General features: G+C 55.8%; 16 protein-coding genes. 2 read left to right on the forward strand and 14 right to left on the reverse strand.

All coding sequences use genetic code 11. The annotated features are described in order from the left end of the window. Positions 1–95: 95 nt before the first annotated feature. On the reverse strand, positions 96–971 hold the full coding sequence (locus tag ABMA60_RS06610) for an AraC family transcriptional regulator (RefSeq protein WP_392800497.1): 876 nt from the start codon (positions 969–971) through the stop codon (positions 96–98). 194 nt (positions 972–1,165) lie between these two features. Here ABMA60_RS06610 and ABMA60_RS06615 point away from each other — a divergent pair, with 194 nt between their 5' ends. Then, positions 1,166–2,101: a DMT family transporter gene (locus ABMA60_RS06615; RefSeq protein ID WP_392800500.1), complete on the forward strand. Its 936-nt coding sequence runs from the start codon at positions 1,166–1,168 to the stop codon at positions 2,099–2,101. A gap of 54 nt (positions 2,102–2,155) precedes the next feature. Here ABMA60_RS06615 and ABMA60_RS06620 read toward each other — a convergent pair whose 3' ends face one another. Both ABMA60_RS06620 and ABMA60_RS06625 read right to left on the reverse strand, forming a co-directional pair. Beyond that, positions 2,156–2,626: a copper chaperone PCu(A)C gene (locus ABMA60_RS06620; protein WP_392800503.1), complete on the reverse strand. Its 471-nt coding sequence runs from the start codon at positions 2,624–2,626 to the stop codon at positions 2,156–2,158. A 68-nt stretch (positions 2,627–2,694) separates the two neighbouring features. Next, the gene (locus ABMA60_RS06625; protein ID WP_392800506.1) at positions 2,695–3,057 is read right to left on the reverse strand and encodes a hypothetical protein; all 363 of its coding nucleotides are present in this window, start codon (positions 3,055–3,057) and stop codon (positions 2,695–2,697) included. Between the two features lie 136 nt (positions 3,058–3,193). On the opposite strand from ABMA60_RS06625, the gene ABMA60_RS06630 reads away from it, so the two are divergent. Next, a complete protein-coding gene (locus tag ABMA60_RS06630; RefSeq protein WP_392800508.1) occupies positions 3,194–3,958 on the forward strand; it encodes a methyltransferase domain-containing protein in 765 nt (254 codons plus the stop codon). Between the two features lie 255 nt (positions 3,959–4,213). Here ABMA60_RS06630 and acnB read toward each other — a convergent pair whose 3' ends face one another. The 11 genes from acnB to ABMA60_RS06685 all read right to left on the reverse strand — a co-directional run bounded on the left by acnB (position 4,214) and on the right by ABMA60_RS06685 (position 16,888). Beyond that, positions 4,214–6,805, reverse strand: a complete 2,592-nt coding sequence (gene acnB, locus ABMA60_RS06635) for a bifunctional aconitate hydratase 2/2-methylisocitrate dehydratase (protein WP_392800511.1) — start codon at positions 6,803–6,805, stop codon at positions 4,214–4,216. A 191-nt stretch (positions 6,806–6,996) separates the two neighbouring features. Then, entirely contained in the window at positions 6,997–7,653 is a 657-nt protein-coding gene (gene queE / locus ABMA60_RS06640; protein ID WP_392800514.1) for a 7-carboxy-7-deazaguanine synthase, read from the reverse strand. A gap of 51 nt (positions 7,654–7,704) precedes the next feature. Next, on the reverse strand, positions 7,705–10,173 hold the full coding sequence (locus ABMA60_RS06645; RefSeq protein WP_392800517.1) for a putative bifunctional diguanylate cyclase/phosphodiesterase: 2,469 nt from the start codon (positions 10,171–10,173) through the stop codon (positions 7,705–7,707). 53 nt (positions 10,174–10,226) lie between these two features. Continuing rightward, a complete protein-coding gene (locus ABMA60_RS06650; RefSeq protein WP_392800520.1) occupies positions 10,227–10,565 on the reverse strand; it encodes a hypothetical protein in 339 nt (112 codons plus the stop codon). Beyond that, positions 10,562–11,239 (reverse strand): hypothetical protein, encoded by a 678-nt coding sequence (locus ABMA60_RS06655; protein ID WP_392800523.1) that lies wholly within the window; start codon positions 11,237–11,239, stop codon positions 10,562–10,564. The genes ABMA60_RS06650 and ABMA60_RS06655 overlap by 4 nt, the downstream gene beginning before the upstream one ends. Continuing rightward, the gene (locus ABMA60_RS06660; RefSeq protein WP_392800526.1) at positions 11,236–11,736 is read right to left on the reverse strand and encodes a DUF2878 domain-containing protein; all 501 of its coding nucleotides are present in this window, start codon (positions 11,734–11,736) and stop codon (positions 11,236–11,238) included. Before ABMA60_RS06660 ends, ABMA60_RS06655 begins: the two co-directional genes overlap by 4 nt. Beyond that, entirely contained in the window at positions 11,733–12,974 is a 1,242-nt protein-coding gene (locus ABMA60_RS06665; protein WP_392800529.1) for a class I SAM-dependent methyltransferase, read from the reverse strand. Before ABMA60_RS06665 ends, ABMA60_RS06660 begins: the two co-directional genes overlap by 4 nt. After that, positions 12,971–13,765, reverse strand: a complete 795-nt coding sequence (locus ABMA60_RS06670) for a DUF1365 domain-containing protein (RefSeq protein WP_392800532.1) — start codon at positions 13,763–13,765, stop codon at positions 12,971–12,973. Before ABMA60_RS06670 ends, ABMA60_RS06665 begins: the two co-directional genes overlap by 4 nt. Continuing rightward, positions 13,762–15,030 (reverse strand): NAD(P)/FAD-dependent oxidoreductase, encoded by a 1,269-nt coding sequence (locus ABMA60_RS06675; RefSeq protein WP_392800535.1) that lies wholly within the window; start codon positions 15,028–15,030, stop codon positions 13,762–13,764. Before ABMA60_RS06675 ends, ABMA60_RS06670 begins: the two co-directional genes overlap by 4 nt. Before the next feature lie 20 nt (positions 15,031–15,050). Next, the gene (locus tag ABMA60_RS06680; RefSeq protein WP_392800538.1) at positions 15,051–15,476 is read right to left on the reverse strand and encodes a nuclear transport factor 2 family protein; all 426 of its coding nucleotides are present in this window, start codon (positions 15,474–15,476) and stop codon (positions 15,051–15,053) included. 26 nt (positions 15,477–15,502) lie between these two features. Beyond that, positions 15,503–16,888, reverse strand: a complete 1,386-nt coding sequence (locus ABMA60_RS06685; protein ID WP_392800541.1) for a cryptochrome/photolyase family protein — start codon at positions 16,886–16,888, stop codon at positions 15,503–15,505. Positions 16,889–16,911: the final 23 nt, after the last annotated feature.

The following is a 16,911-nucleotide window of genomic DNA, read 5'->3' on the forward strand; positions in this document are numbered from 1 at the left end:
GGTAGTTGGTTAAAAATCGGGGGCCAGGTTAGAGCTTAGGTGTCTGAAATAATGTGATGGCGGTTGGCGGTAATAAGCAGCTCTCAAGGCGGCGCTTAATGAGTACGCACTCGATAGGCAGAAGGGGTGACGCCGGTGGCTTGTCGGAAGCGATGCGTAAAGTGGCTGGATGAACTGAATCCGCATTGTTGTGCGATATCAGTGAGCGATACTGAGCTGTGCTTCAGCAGGTGTTGCGCGCGCTCTAAGCGTTGTTGCAGCACATATTGATGCGGGCTTTGGCCGGTGCTGTGTTTGAACATCCGGGCGAAATGGTAGTCGCTTAGCTGGGCTTGGTTGGCCAGTTCGTTGATGGTCAGTGCTTGGTCCAGATGGCTGTCGATGTACGCCTTGACCCGGCTGAGCTGATGCGGCGCCAGTCCGCCTTTTACAGTGACAGGCTGCCAGCGGAATTGGGTGTAGTGGCGCACCAAGTGATTGAGTAACAAGCTGGTGGCGCTGCTGAGCAGCAGGTGATTGGCGTTATCGTGCCAGTCCAGGCTGGTCAAATAGTGGCGGTAGATGCTGCTGATTTTGGCGTCGTCGGCAAAGATGTGTTCATCAATGCTCAAACCGGTCGGGCTTTTATCCCAGGTTTGTTCGGCCTGGCGGCGCAGGTGTGCATCGCTGAAATAGCAGTGCATAAATTCGAACGAATCGAGCACATTCCAGGTGCTGCTGTAGTCTTTGGGCATCAGACAGAGTCGATCGGGTCCGCCGCCATCGCGCCAGCCATGCGGGGTTTTGAGGTAGGTTCGCTCGCCGTGGTTCAGGTACAGGCTGAGGGTGTGGTGGCCGGTTGGCTGGATCACAACCAGATCGTCGTTATTGGCCCAGGATGCCAGGCTGACGCCGTTGTCGAGGTCGAGAAGGTCGAGCAGTTGGTTCTTGTGTTGCTGTAGCCGTTGCAGCATTTGGTAGGGGGGCGACATCTGCCTACCTCCGTACTCTGCGTGGCTTCTGTCCTGATGTCCCATGATAGGCGCTGGCCGTGCCAGCCGCCAAGCGGTCTATCATGGCGGCCCGCAAAAAAGCGCAAGAATATGCAAAACCAGCGCTGAGATATGACAGCCTTACTTGCCATCCACTCCGATACTGAGGCTACATGGTTTGGTGGAGCTTGTGAATGAACGCGCTGTTATTCGTCGCATCAGTGTTTATTTGGGGATCAACCTGGCTGGCTATTGCCATGCAATCGGGTCCGGTACCGGTGGTGGTGTCGGTGTTTTATCGGTTTGCCTTGGCGGCTGTTCTGTTGCTGATTTTCCTGTTGTTAACGCGACGCCTGCGCACCATCGCCGTGAAAGATCATCTGTTTTGCGTGTTACAGGGTGCCTGCGTGTTCTGTGTGAACTTCCTGTGTTTCTATACCGCCAGTCGATGGATCAGCAGTGGTTTGGAGTCGGTGTTGTTTTCGATGGCGACACTCTTTAATGCGCTCAATGGGGTGGTGTTTTTTGGTCATCGCATTACCCGGCGCCTGGCGCTCGCCAATGTCTGCGGCTTGCTGGGAATGGTGGCTTTGTTCTGGCAGGACTTGCTGGCGCAGACGCTATCGACCGGGGTGATGCTCGGTGCTGGCCTGACCTTGATCGGTACCTACGGTTTCTCTCTGGGCAATATGATCAGTGCGCGTCACCAGCGCCAGGGGCTGGATGTGTTGTCGACCAATGCGTATGCGATGAGTTATGGCGCATTGCTGCTGTTGCTGGCGATGGTTGTGACCGGAACCGGTTTTGCCTGGGATCCGCGGCCAGTGTATGGGCTGGCCTTAGTGTATTTGGCCGTCTTTGGTTCGATCCTGGGTTTTGCGACTTACTTTTTATTGATTGGTCGTGTCGGTGCCGGTTCGGCGGCTTACGTTACGGTTATGGCACCCTTGGTGGCGATGACGCTGTCGACTCTGCTGGAGGGCTATCAATGGACGCTGACAGCCGCCTTGGGCGTGGCGTTAATTCTGACCGGTAACCTGGTGATGTTTTATAAGCCCAAGCCGAAAGCTCGCCTGGACAGCGATTTGGCCGATGACGCAGCACCTGTTTCATTGAGTCTGCCGAGATAAAAAATGCCGACCACTGGGGTCGGCATTCGGATGACTTCAGTCAGGCCGGAAGACTCAGTGATTGTGTTCCGGCATGGCGCCAATCGCATCGACCGCCAAATCAACCTCAATAGATCCAGCCTTCTCGAATTCCAGTGTGATGGTACGGCGTTCACCTTCAACCAACGGCGCTTGCAAGCCCATTAGCATCAGGTGGTAACTGCCCGGTTCCAGAGTGACTGAGCCACCAGCGGGAATTTCCAGGCCGTCGTGTTGCGGCATCATTCTCATGGTGCCGTCGTCCATCTTGGTTTGATGCACGCTGATGCTCTGGGTGAAATCGGAATGGCCGCCGAGCAAGACATCGGCTTCGTCGCCTTCATTGTGGATGGTCATAAAACCGCCGCCAGTCGGCGTGCCCGGCGGTGTGGCGCGTGACCAGGGATGCTCAATATTGAGCGAGCCCAGGTGGTAACCGTGTGCCCAGCTCATGGGGCTGGCGATAACGGCGGCGGCAGTGATCAGTGCAAAAACAAAGCGGTTCATATCGACTCCTGACAATAAATGTTGAATTCGACTTCATTCGATTGAAGCCGATGGATTCTGTTTTTTAATTAGACGTCAGCAGTGAAGGCAGGCGGTGCGCGGCTGAAATAAGGTAGCTTGGGCGCCGGTTTTGGATCGGCGACCAAAGCAAGCTGGGTGGCGCTGGTGAGCAGCGGTGGCCTGGTCGAAATAATCGGTTGCCAGGCCGTGTCGAGGGTGTTTTGGGTGCAGGGGCAGTGGTTGTTTTGGGTGCTGCGGTGGTCGTTGTCGTCGAGCGATAGTTGCACCCAGGACGAACCGGTTCCCAGGCAGACGCGTATCCAGATGCCGTTGTCGCCGCCACCCTGGGCGTTAACCGCGGGTACGGCAATCAATCCCAGCCAGGCGATCAGGCTGAGTTTGAAGGCTAGTCGGCGCAGGCGTCGGCTCAATTCAACATCCAAAATATGGGGCAGAGCGCTAGTGTCGGCGTTGGCTCCGCTGGCTGTCAATACAGCCCAGGTGTTGGGCGCAGTGAAGCGGCAGAGTAGAATGCCGGCCCGAACTACCGAGCCAGGAAACCGCGCTATGTCTTATGTCAGCTTTGATGGTCTGGTCGAGCGTTTTGCCGAGCAAATCTACGGTGGCATGAAAGGTCGTCTGCGCCAGGCGTTGTTGACTGAGCTCTATGCACAGCATTTGCAGGCCGACTTACAACAGCCAATGCAAGTGCTCGATGCCGGTGGCGGCTTGGGGCAGATGACCGCCTGGTTTTTGGCCGGCGGGCACCGGGTCGATTATTTCGATGTGTCGGCTGAGATGGTGGCGCGGGTGCAGGCGGAGTTTTCTGATGCCATCCATGCCGGGCGCTGCCAGGTTGAGCAGGCGTCGGTGTTGGATTTTGAACCTGCTCAGAACTACGACCTGGTAACGCTGCACGCTGTGCTGGAGTGGCTGGAAGAACCCAAAGATGCCTTGCGCCGGGTGATGCAATGGGTGAAGCCAGGCGGAGTGCTCGGCGTGATGGTCTATAACCGCCATATGCTGGCGCTGCGTAACCTGATGCGCGGCACTCTGGCGAAGGTGCGTGACGATCAACTCGGTGGCGATGGCCAAGGTTTGACGCCCATTTCGCCGCTGGACCCAACGGCGGTGCGCGAGCAGTTGGAAGAGGGTGGTTATACCGTTATCTCTCAAGCGGGAATTCGTACCTTTAGCGATCTGACCGAGCCGACAGTGCTGTCCTGGTATAGCGAAGAGGACGTCTTGGCGATGGAGCGGAGTTTGTGTGAGCAGGCGCCGTATCGCGATCTGGGGCGTTATGTGTTGTTCCTGGCACGTCGGCAGGTCTGATTGGTTTGAGTCGTCTTATCAGCCGCTAAGAATAACGTCGGTGAGCAACCGACAACCGTTACAGCAGTCAGGAGTGACAGCCTTGGCTTTAGCGAAGGTGTCAGCGCTGAGCTCTGCTATCCATCCTTGCGAACAGTAGCCGTTTATTGAACGTCCATTGTCCTGTTTTTCCATTCCCTGTAGTTCTGCTCGAAGCTTTTCATCAGCCATAAAAAAACCCGCCGAAGCGGGTTTTTTGAGTTCCGGCCAGCTTAATTAAGCGGCGGAGGTGGCGATCACTGAATCGGCCGCTTTGACGAATTCGTCCATGCGGTCGAAGTTCAGGTAGCGATAAACATCGCTGGCCATGCTGTCGATTTCAGCGGCGATTTTCAGGTACTCCTCAGGTGTCGGCAGCTTGCCGTACAGCGCAGAGACCGCAGCCAGTTCGGCAGAAGCCAGGTAGACGTCAGCGCCATCACCCAGACGGTTCGGGAAGTTCCGGGTGGAGGTGGACACTACCGTCGACTTGGCAGCTACCCGCGCCTGGTTACCCATGCACAGTGAGCAGCCTGGCATCTCGGTGCGTGCACCGGCACGGCCGAAGATGTTGTAGTAGCCTTCTTCCATCAACTGAGCCTGGTCCATCTTGGTCGGCGGAGACACCCACAGACGTGTGGCGATCGGCGCTTTGTGTGCATCCAGCAGTTTACCGGCGGCGCGGAAGTGACCGATGTTGGTCATGCACGAACCGATGAACACTTCGTCGATCTTGCTGCCAGCAACTTCAGACAGTTTACGCGCATCGTCCGGATCGTTCGGGGCGCACAGGATCGGCTCTTTGATGTCTTCCAGGTCGATTTCGATGATGGTGTGGTATTCCGCATCGGCATCGGCGCGCATCAGGTTCGGGCTTTCCAGCCATTCTTCCATCGCTTTGGCGCGGCGTTCCAGGGTACGAGCATCGCCATAACCGTTGGCGATCATCCAGCGCAGCATGACGATGTTGGAGCGCAGGTATTCACCGACCGAGTCTTCTGACAGGGTGATGGTGCAACCGGCCGCAGAACGTTCAGCAGAAGCGTCCGACAGTTCGAACGCCTGCTCCACGGTCAGGTCTTCCAGACCTTCGATTTCCAGGATGCGGCCAGAGAAGACGTTCTTCTTACCTTTCTTCTCAACGGTCAGCTCGCCTTGCTGGATGGCGTAGTAAGGAATCGCATGCACCAGATCACGCAGGGTGATGCCCGGTTGACGCTTACCTTTGAAACGCACCAGAACCGATTCCGGCATATCCAATGGCATCACGCCAGTGGCCGCCGCGAAGGCAACCAGACCGGAACCGGCAGGGAAGGAAATGCCCATCGGGAAACGGGTGTGGGAGTCGCCACCGGTACCGACGGTATCGGGCAGCAACATGCGGTTCAGCCAGGAGTGAATGATGCCGTCACCCGGACGCAAAGACACACCGCCACGGTTTTTGATGAAGTCGGGCAGGGTGTGCTGGGTTTCGATATCAACCGGTTTCGGATAAGCCGCGGTGTGACAGAACGACTGCATCACCAGATCGGATGAGAAGCCCAGGCAAGCCAGGTCTTTGAGTTCGTCACGGGTCATAGGACCGGTAGTGTCCTGAGAGCCAACGGTGGTCATCTTCGGTTCGCAGTATTGGTTCGGGCGAACCCCGGCAACGCCACAGGCTTTACCGACCATCTTTTGCGCCAGAGTGAAGCCTTTGTCGCTGGCGGCGACATCGCCAGGACGACGGAAGACCGTGCTTGGCTCCAGGCCCATAGCTTCACGGGCGCGGTCGGTCAGACCACGGCCAATGATCAGCGGGATACGGCCGCCGGCGCGAACTTCGTCGAGCAGTACCTGAGTTTTCAATTCGAATTCGGCAACCACTTCGCCGTTGCGCTCAACCTTGCCTGCGAACGGGTAGAGGTCGATGACATCGCCCATTTCCAGCTTGTCGACGTCGACTTCGATTGGCAGTGCGCCTGCATCTTCCATGGTGTTGAAGAAGATCGGAGCGATTTTGCTGCCCAGTACATAACCGCCAGTGCGCTTGTTCGGCACGAACGGCATGTCGTCACCGGTGTGCCACAGCACGGAGTTGGTCGCGGATTTACGCGACGAGCCGGTACCGACAACATCGCCCACCAGCGCCACCGGGTGGCCTTTTTCTTTGAGCTTTTCGATCTGTTGGATCGGGCCGATTTCGCCGTCTTTATCCGGGTTCAGACCATCGCGCTTCATCTTGTACATGGCCAGGGCGTGCAGCGGAATGTCCGGACGCGACCAGGCATCCTGAGCCGGAGACAAGTCATCGGTGTTGGTTTCACCGGTGACTTTGAACACGGTCAGGGTGATTTTTTCAGGCACTTCTTTTTTATTCAGGAACCACTCGGCATCGGCCCAGGATTGCATCACTGCCTTGGCAGCGCTGTTACCGGCTTTGGCCAGTTCGTCGACATCGTGGAACGCATCGAACACCAGCAGAGTGTGCTTGAGTTCTTCGGCGGCGACATCGGCCAGTTCGCTGTCTTTGAGCAAACCAACCAGGGTTTCGATGTTGTAACCACCCTGCATGGTACCGAGCAGTTGAGTGGCTTCTTTTTTATCGATCAGCGGAGACTGAGCTTCGCCTTTGGCGACAGCCGACAGGAAAGCCGCTTTTACATAGGCTGCTTCGTCCACACCCGGCGGCACACGGTTGACCAGCAGGTCTTTAACAAAGGCTTCTTCACCGGCCGGTGGGTTTTTCAGCAACTCCACCAGTTCGGTCACTTGCTCGGCATTGAGCGGCTTGGCAGGGATTCCCTGGGCCTCGCGCGCTTGCGCGTCTTGTCGGTAAGCTTCTAACACGATAACTCTCTCCAAACGGTGGGTGGCTACGCCAAAGGTGTCGTCAGTTGGGTGGGCATTACGCAACCGGGACTGGCTGAATGGCGCGGAAGTTTAGTGAATTCTAGTACAAAAGTTAAGTAAAGGGCTTTTATGAACAGTATTCACACGGTGAATGATGGTTGGCCCGGAAACCGGCTGCAGCCTCGATATCAGGCGATATTGACGACCTTGTGCATCTGTACCGTTAAGCGCCATTGCGGGTGGGCTAGACAATAGTCGATAGCCGCCCGGGTTGAGGATTGCTGCGCCGGGGCAATCATCGCGGCATCAAACGGATTCAGCGGGCTGAGAAACCGAAAATGCGCTTCGATATCAGCAAAGCGTTCCGGTGGTGCTTCGGGCTGGGGGTAGACCAGTTTCAGTTCGTCGCAGCGCTCGATGATCACCTCGCTGTTGCCTTTGGGACTGACGCAAATCCAATCGAGATTGGCTGGTATTGGTCGGGTGCCATTGGTTTCGATGGCGCATTCGAAGTCCGCTTGGTGCAGTCGCTCAATCAGTTCTTCGGTTAGCTGCAAACTGGGTTCGCCACCGGTAAAGACTACATAGGGTTTGCCGCCGCCTTGTTCTGGCCACAAGTCAACAATGGCCTGACTCAGTGCCTGGGCATCGGCAAAACGCCCGCCGCCGGGACCATCGGTACCTAAAAAGTCGGTATCGCAAAACGTGCAGACGGCGCTGGCTCTGTCCTGGTCGCGGCCGCTCCACAGGTTGCAGCCGGTAAAACGACAAAAGACCGCAGGACGCCCGGCTTGAGCGCCTTCGCCCTGGAGGGTGTAAAACATTTCCTTAACACTGAAGGTCACAATAGTGGCTCGTTTTGAGAGTGGACCGGTTCGGCTGAATCGGTCGCAGATTTAGAGAATTTCATTGAGGCTGTGTTGGCGGTTCAGTAACTGTTCGAACTCCTCCTGCCGCAGCGGAGGTGCGAACAGATAACCCTGATAACGCGAGCAGCCTTTAGATTCGAGGAAGTTTAACTGATCGCTGGTTTCAACGCCCTCGGCAATGGTCTGCAAGTTCAGGTGACGCGCCATGGCCAGAATGGTTTCGACAATGGCGGCATCGTTGGTGTCGGTATTGATGTCGCGCACGAAGGACTGATCAACCTTGAGCACATCCAGTGGCAGGCGTTTCAGATACGACAGGCTGGAATAGCCGGTGCCAAAATCATCAATCGAGAAGGTCACACCGTAGTCGCGAATCTGATGCATGCGCACGATGGTTTCTTCAACTTCGTGGATCACCATGCCTTCGGTGATTTCCAGGTCGATGCATTGCGGGGGTATGCCGCTGTCATCGATGGCTTTGCGAACCTGATTGAAAAATTCCGGTTGGCTGAACTGTTGCGGACTGATGTTGATACCCATAACTTGATCGCGCGTCCACAAACCTCGATCCATCCAGTCGCGCAAAATGCCGCAGGCGGTGCGCAAAGTCCATTCCCCAACCCGGACGATTAATCCCATGCTTTCCAGCACGGGAATAAATTCCACCGGCGAGACAATGCCGCGTTCCGGGTGTTGCCAGCGCATTAACACTTCGGCGCCAATAATGCGGTCGTTGCTGGAATCCACCTGGGGTTGGAAGGTTAAGAAAAACTCTTCGTTGTTCAATGCCCGGCGCAAATCGTTTTCCATGGTCAGCCGGAAAGCGGTGGCCTCGGCCATGGATTGCTCGAACAAAATGGCGGTGTCTTTGCCGCGCGACTTCGCCTGATACATGGCCGTATCAGCATTGCGCAGCAGATCGGAAGCGGTGACCTCGCCGTCCGGGAACAAAGCAATACCCAGGCTGGCAGTGACCGTCAGACGATTGCCATTGATCACAAAGGGCGTCGCCAGAACAGCACGTAAAGCCTCAGCCCGGTGCCCGGCCAATTGACTGACTTCGGCGGCGTTGGTGCCCAGGTCGGCCAGGCAGACCACGAATTCGTCACCACCGAGACGGGCGACGGTGTCTTCGCCACGAACCACTTCGGACAAACGCATTGCCGCCTGACGCAACACGCTGTCGCCGGCGCCATGGCCGAGTGAATCATTGATGTCTTTAAAGTTATCCAGATCGATAAAGATCAAGGCGCCCAACTGATTAGAGCGACTGGCGCGGCGCAGCGACTGATCGAGTCGGTCAAGAAACAAATGCCGATTGGGCAGGTCGGTCAGCGGATCGTGATAGGCCATGTGTTGCATGCGCGCCTGGTTGCGCTTGCGCTCGGAGATGTCGACGCCGACCGACAAAATGGCCGGTTCACCACGAAATTCCAAGGGCAGAATTCGCAGCTCCAAGGCGGTGTAATTACCCGCCGGATCGACCCATTCAAATTCCGGAATAAACAGACTGTGCTGCTCAGTCAGCACTTTGGCGTCGGCCTCCTGCAACAGTTCACGTGATTTTTCTTCATACCTATTTAACAGCGCCGACTGATGTTGGCCGGTCAGTTGTTCGACGCTTTGCTGGAAGGCGCGGGCATAGGCTTTGTTGACCAGAACCAGATGACCGCTGGCGTCTTTGACGTAAATCATATGCGGCAGGTTATCGATTAACCGGCGCATATTGTCGTACGACTCTTCCACTTCATGGCGGGCGACACTGTTGTCGCGAATCAGTTGTTCGACGCTGTTCAGGTGCAGGTTGATGTTGGTGGTCAACTGACCAATTTCGTCCTCTTCGTGGCCCTTGGGAACCGGTAGCCGTCGTCCTGCCGGGTTCTTTGGATCAATGGCGTCGAGCGAGGTGGACAACTGATTAACCGGGTGGGTAACCAGGCGATAAAACAGCGCCAGAAACAATAGAATGAGCACAAAATTTTTGGCCACACCCAGAATCAGCGTCGACACCGCCCGATCGACGAAACTCTCATAGGCCAGCACCATATCGAGTTCCATACGCAACACGCCATAGACATCGCTGCCCATGGCGTCGGTTTCCAAGCGGGTTTCCAATTGCCGCGTCGGATTACCGATAAAGGGTTCGTACCAGTGAGTGCGTCGATTGGAAACATCGGCGCGGCGTTGCGACAGCGGATTGCCCAGTTCATCGACAATGGCGACGGAATTGACGAAGTCATAGACGAACATACCGTCAACCACTTCACTGGCCAGGTTGTAATCGAGCGTATGAACGGCACGGGAGGCGGCAAAACGCGAGGCATTCATGACTCGCTCAATGGAATCATTCAGCGAGCTTTGTTCGTCCTGATAATCAAGAAATACCTGGAAACCAGAGGTAACCAGACTGACAACCAAGGCCAGGATGACGCCAGTACGTGCCAAGCGAAATGACAAATGCTGAAGTAATGTCGATTTAAATACCGCTGAAGACATGCTGACCAGCCGCCAGGGCCCGGGAGGGCGAGATCTTTACGTATTGTGACAGCTTAGCCAATTTCCCGATTTGACGCCATTCTCAACAGTGTTCGCCAGCGCCAGAGCAACCAGATCGCCAGTACCGGATTGCCCAGTAAAGGCAGGGCGATGGTCATTAACCAGCACAGCCAGCGCTGCGTTTCGAAGCGCCACACCAGTGCCAGGGCCAGAAAGAAACCAGCGTACAGATCCAGCAGGGCGATCTGTCCCCAGCTGTGGCTGAGCAACCAGTTGCCTTCGCTGCCAAAACGATCCCAGGGCGAGGTGTATAACATCCAGCCGACCAACAAGGCGGATAACAGCAGGCCGATAATAAAGCTGAATCGACTGATCAGAGTGCGGCTGTTCATTGCTCGGGCTCCGAATATTGATAGACGATGCGCGCCTTAAAATTGCCCTCGTTACCATTGGGCAGATTGGTCAGGCCGCGATACTGCAACAGGCGTTGTTGGCTGCGGCTGTAGGTCAGCTCGATGGGGTCGATCAGCCAGCGTAGCACCTGGTTTTGCGGGCGCAGCTGCAGCACCAGTTGGTCGTCTCGGGGCGTTTCCGGTTCGATCGACAGCGCTATCCAGCTCAACCGGCTGGGCGTCAGAAACTGAATATCGAGTGTCTGGCCACGCTCGAGCGCGTCGAAATGATCCAGAATGAAGTAGTGAAAGCCAGCGTCGATGATGGCGGTCTGTTGCGGCCAGCCGAGGCGACCTTCTTTGCGGCTGACGATCGTTACACCGTCTCTGTCGGGCCTAACACTTTCGGTCCGATCCAGTGCGGGTAATACCAACTCATAACCAGGCCGTGCCGGTTCGTTGTAGCTCATGTTTTTTTCGCCCAGTAACTGACCATCCGGGGCGAGGTAACGCACCTGTTCGGATACCGGCTCGCCATTGTTGAGCGTTAATTGGTGTTGTTCGCGATACAACTCACGCTCACTGTCGAGCGCAAAAGCAGTGCCGGTAAAATTTTGGGTTTGTGCGCAGACCGATCCGCACAGCAAAAAAGTCGCCAGTGTTTTTTGAATCATGGTGATGCCGTTGCCAAGGTACGATTGCCGTAATAAAACAGCGGCAGCCACAATCCCCAACCCAGCGGAACCAGCCACCAGGCTGGGCCGGAAATGTCTGCCGCCCCCAGTGCTGCGCCGCCGAGGTAGCTGCCACCGGCGCCGAAAATACCACCGAAAATTTGCAACAGCGGGCGATCAGCAAGCCAGGCCAGCGAATGGTTTAGCGTCAGTGGGAACATCAGCCATAATCCGATTAACCACAACGGCATGGGCCAGCCGGCACCGGTGAATTCCACCCAGGGTGACAGATGCCAGAGCAGGTCGATGGTGGCGCCGAAGATCATGATGGGAAGCACCTGGCGCCATTCTCCAGGCTGTGCCAACCAGCGGTAATGACACAGCAAAAAAACAGCGACCCAGAGCAAGGCCCAGGGTGAGCGCGTTAATACCAGCAAGAACCAGCCGGCTTGAAAGCCGGCGTAATTAAACAGCTGTAAACCGACCGCTCGGTTCACGGTGTGACCCACAAACGGCGATGCCCGGCTTTGGCGAATACCACCTGATGGGTATTGATGGCGCGCTCGGCAAAGCCGCCTTCACAGTAAGAAAAATAATAACGCCACAGACGCTGGAAACGATCGTCATAGCCCAAAGCCGTTATTTGATCGCGCGCTTGCACAAAACGTCGATGCCATTCTTTTAACGTCAGCGCGTAGTGTTCGGTCATGTCTTCCAGGTGCAGCGTCTGCATATCGGTGTAGCGTTTCAGGTTGTCTTGCAAGACAGAAAGCGACGGCAGATGACCACCGGGGAAGATGTATTTGCGAATAAAGTCGACGCTCTTGCGATAACGATCGTAGCGTTGGTCGGGCAGGGTGATGCACTGCAGCAAGGCAACGCCCTGGTCATCGAGTCGCTCGGACAGGACGCGGAAATAACTGGGCAGATAATTGTGGCCGACCGCTTCGATCATTTCGATTGAGACCAGCTTGGAATACTGACCTTCCAGGTCACGGTAATCCTTTTTGAGCAGACGAATACGATCGCTCAATCCGGCAGCCTCGATGCGTTTGGCGGCGTAGTCGTATTGCTCGTCCGAGATGGTCGTCGTGGTGACGCGGCAACCGTAATGTTGCGCGGCGTGGATCGCCAGACCACCCCAGCCGGTGCCGATTTCCAGTAAGTGATCATCGGCGTTGAGTGCCAGTTTCTGGCAGATGCGATCCAAGCGAAAACGCTGCGCTTCTTCCAGTGAGGTGTTTTCGTTTGGATAAAACGCGCTGGAATACATCATCGAGGGATCGAGAAAGGTTTCGAACAGATCGTTACCCAAATCATAGTGCGCACGGATGTTGCGCCGTGATCCGGCTTTGTCGTTGCGGTTTAGCCAGTGCGCAAAACGCAGCAGCGGTTTGGTGATACGACCCAGGGTTTTATTGAGTCCGCCGGTGGTATCGAGATTGGCCGCAAAGACGCGCACTACAGCGGTCAAGTCTGGAGTGTCCCAGAAGCCGGCGACATAACATTCGGCCGCGGCCAAATCGCCACCGGTGAGCATTTCGCGATAGACGCGAGTGTTGTGAATGCGGACGCTGGCGTGCGGGCCAGGGCTGTCCAGCTTGCCGAAAACCTCACGGCCGTCAGCGTCTTCCAGCGTCAGTGAACCTTGGGTGAATCGACTGAGAGCTTTGCACAGCAGTCGTCGGCTCAGCGTTGCCGAGCGCGGGGTCGATTGCGTTGAAGCGATGGTCATGCCGATGTTTCCTTCTTGTCCTTGTGCGGATGAGGGTAAAAGGGAATGCCTTTCAACCAGAGCCTTAAGGCGTGCCAGTAAATGCCGGTCACGACTTTTACGGTCATCCACGGAAAACGGATGAGCGCTCGATTCATAGTGCGGCGATTCACCGCACTGGCTTCCATAACCAGGGTGGCATCGAAGCGGCGTTCGCCGTCCTGGTAATTTTCCAGGTGCACTCTCAGGGTTTGTTCCGGTGCACCGAATACCCAACGGTAGTCCATATCCATGGGTAGAAAAGGCGATACATGAAATGCCTTGGCCAGACGATATTCGTGGTAGTGACGGTGCTGACGGCTGGGCTCGTGGCCGCCGTCGCCCGGCTGCACAGTCAGCACGTATTGATGTCGCTCGCCCCAGGGCGTGTTGGTGACTTCCGGCATGATGGCGAGCAGCTTGTCCTGCGCATCAAAGGCGTAATAGACGGTCACCGGGTTAAAGGAAATGCCCAGATAACGCAGATGCGTCAGCATACGCACCGAGTGAAACCGCGCTGGTTCGATGTCGCTGAGTTCAACCATGCGTTCAATCACGGCGCCTTTGAGGTCGTCTTTTTGCGGTGCGAAATAATCGTCCCGTCGGAAGCTGGCCCAGTTGAATCGTTCGCGCGACCAGAATCTAGACTGCGCAAAAACCTCGTCAATTTCGTCCAAATCCAGATAGAGCATAAAGAGCGGGTAATTCAGTCGATGGTTACGCGGCGCGTAGCGACGATGCCGAACCCAGCCCTGGTAAATGCGACTGTTCATTGCCATGGCTCCACGCCCAGATCGCGAACCACGCGCAAGGCGCTGTTGACGCCATCTTCATGAAAACCGTTGAACCAGTAAGCGCCACAAAAATGGCTGCGGTTTTGATTGCCGATGCGGTGATAGTCTTGCTGCGCTTCGATCCCGGCTTTGGAAAACACCGGGTGAGCGTAATTAAACCGATTGATAATTTTGTCCGGCGCGATTTCGCTAGTGCGATTTAAGGTGACGCAAAAGGTTACCGGTGCATCCTTGAAGTTCTGCAGGATATTCATGTTGTAGGTCAGGCCCACGGCCTCATCCGCTTGCTTTGGCAGATGGTAATTCCAGGCGGCCCAGGCTTTGCGGCGCTTGGGTAACAGACTGTCGTCGGTGTGCAGTACCACTTCGTTCTGGCTGTAGGGAATGGCACTGAGAATCTGTCGCTCGGCGTCACTGGGGTCAGCCAGTAAAGCCAATGCCTGGTCGCTGTGGCAGGCGAACACGACCTGATCAAAGCGTTCCTGATGGCCGTTATAAAAATGCAGCGTCACGCCGTCGGCATCGCGTTCGACTCGCTCAATGCGATGCAGGGTATGTACCTTGTCGCGGAACGGTTCGATCAACGGATCGATGTAGGCGCGTGAACCGCCTTTGATGACATACCATTGCGGTCGGTTTTTCACCGACAGCAAGCCGTGGTTTTTGAAAAAACGCACGAAAAACAGCGCCGGAAAAGCGTCCATATCCGCTTCACCTGATGACCAGATCGCCGCGCCCATCGGAATGATGTAGTGATGGATAAAGGCTTGCCCGTAACCACCTTGACGCAGGTAGTCACCGAGCGTCAGTTCGGGCGTAAGGCGACCGGCATCCAGGTCGGCCTGGCTGCGTTTATTAAAGCGCAGGATGTCCCGGATCATGCGCCAGAATGACGGGCGGAAAAAATTGCGACGCTGGGCAAAGAGGGTGTCCAGATTGTGGCCGTTGTACTCCAGGCCACTGGCATCGTCGCGCACGCTGAAACTCATTTCGGTGGCTTCGCGCTGCACATCCAATGGCGCCATCAGCCGATTAAAATTGTGATAAACCCAGTCGTTGTAAACGATAAAGCCGGTGTTAACCGGATAGACGGTGCCATCAATTTCGATGTCTTGAGTGTGGGTGTGACCGCCGAGCACTTCGTTTTGCTCATAGACTTCGATGTTGTAATGCTCGTGCAATAACCGGGCGGTGGTGAGGCCGGCGATGCCGCTGCCGATGATGGCAATGCGTTGACTGCTCATAAAACGATTCCCAAAAAATATCAGTTGTTCAGTCGGCCTTTCAGCCAGCCAAGAATGGAGCCGAGCACCGGCAGGTGGTCAAACAGCATCTGATTGCTGTCGAAATAATCCTGGTGCAGTTGAATGCGGTCGTCGAACTGCAGATAGGTAACTCCGGGCATGGTAATGGGGCGACCGCCGGCCACCTTGGGATGAGCGTAGGTCATTTCCCAGCGCAGCATGGCTTCACCGTCGTTTTCCCAATGACTCAGGTAGCGAAAGTTGATTTCATCCAGGTTGCGGTAGAGGTTGACGAAATAACGCTCCAATTGATCGAGCCCGTCGATGCGATGCATCGGGTCGATAAAGACAGCCTGTTCACCATAGACCTGCGCCAAACGTTCGCGTGTGACGTTGTCGGGTCCCAACTCGGCGTAAAGCGTTTTAATACGTTCGATCATCGACATAGTTGTCTGCTCGGTTTGTGGTCTGGTTAAAGTTGCTTGAACAGCGCCAGCGTTTGCGCGCGGGCACCGGCGTAGTCCACCAGAGGTGCCGGGTAATCGGGCATTGTTGGTGGCTCATGAATTTGTTTGCTGTTCAGTGATGCCAGTTCAGGCACCCAGCGACGAATGTAGTCGCCTGTTGGATCAAAGCGTTGTGACTGGGTGGTCGGATTAAAAATACGGAAATAGGGCGCGGCATCGACACCAGTGGCCGCACACCATTGCCAGCCGCCGTTGTTGCTGGCGAAGTCGATATCGAGCAAGGACCGGGCGAACCAGCGCTCACCGTCACGCCAATTAAGCTGCATGATTTTCACCAGATACATGGCAACAATCATCCGCACCCGATTGTGCATCCAACCGGAGTAGGCCAGTTGACGCATGCCGGCATCGACAATGGGCACGCCGGTCTGACCTTGCTGCCAGGCGGTCAGTAAGGCTGCATCATCACGCCAGGGAAAAGCATCCCAGCGCGGATAAAAAGGTTGGTGTTTGGCCAGTTCCGGACGCCAGTACAATAAGTAGTGATAGAACTCGCGCCAGATCAGTTCGGATATCCAGGCCTGCAAACCCGGCCGATCGCGATCGGGGTGATTCAGACTGGCATGCAAACACTGGCGCAAACTGACGGCGCCATTGGCCAGCGCTGCCGATAGTCGTGAGGTGCCTTCGATACCGGGGAAATCACGGTCTTGTTGGTAATCGCTTGCTGCGCTGTGCAAAAAATCTTCAAGTTGATTCAGCGCTGCATCTTCGTTTAACGGTAGTTCGACTGCCTTGGGCGATTGCGCATCGGGAAATTGGCAACTGGGTTTAATGGCGTCACCGATGGGTGATGGTTCTGGTAAGGGTGGCGCCAAGGGTGCATTGGCGTGCTGGCGTAACCAGCTTTTCTTGTAGGGTGTGAAGACGCGATACATTTCTCCCTGGCCGGTCAGCAATTGACTCGGTTCCTGGGTGACACGGTCTTCAAAAATATGAGTTTCCAGGCCTGCTTGATGAGCTGAGGTTAGCGCCAGATGATCGCGCTTGACTTCATCCCAACCGAACTCGCGATGAAAACTGATTGAGCGCGCCTTGAGTTGCTTTGCCAATTGCAGCAAATCGCTGACGCCCTGTTGCCAGTCGCTCGATTCGATCAGCGCTAAGCCAATGCCCAGGCGCGCGAGGCGTTGTTCTAAAGTTCTTAACGCATCGAGCCAGGCAAAGCGTCGCGGCTGGCCGTAGTCGTGTCGATCCCACTGCTGGGGTGTCCACAAAAATACCGCCTGAACGCGGTCACCTTGCCCGGCCAGTGAACAAGCCTGAGTTAAAGCGGCGTTGTCGTGGGTACGCAAATCGTTGCGAAACCAAACCAGATGCGTAGCGGTCACAGCGATTCCTTAGTGGCTGGTAC

Origin of the sequence: Saccharospirillum sp. HFRX-2 (assembly GCF_043196805.1) — a bacterium.
Taxonomy (GTDB): domain Bacteria; phylum Pseudomonadota; class Gammaproteobacteria; order Pseudomonadales; family Natronospirillaceae; genus Saccharospirillum.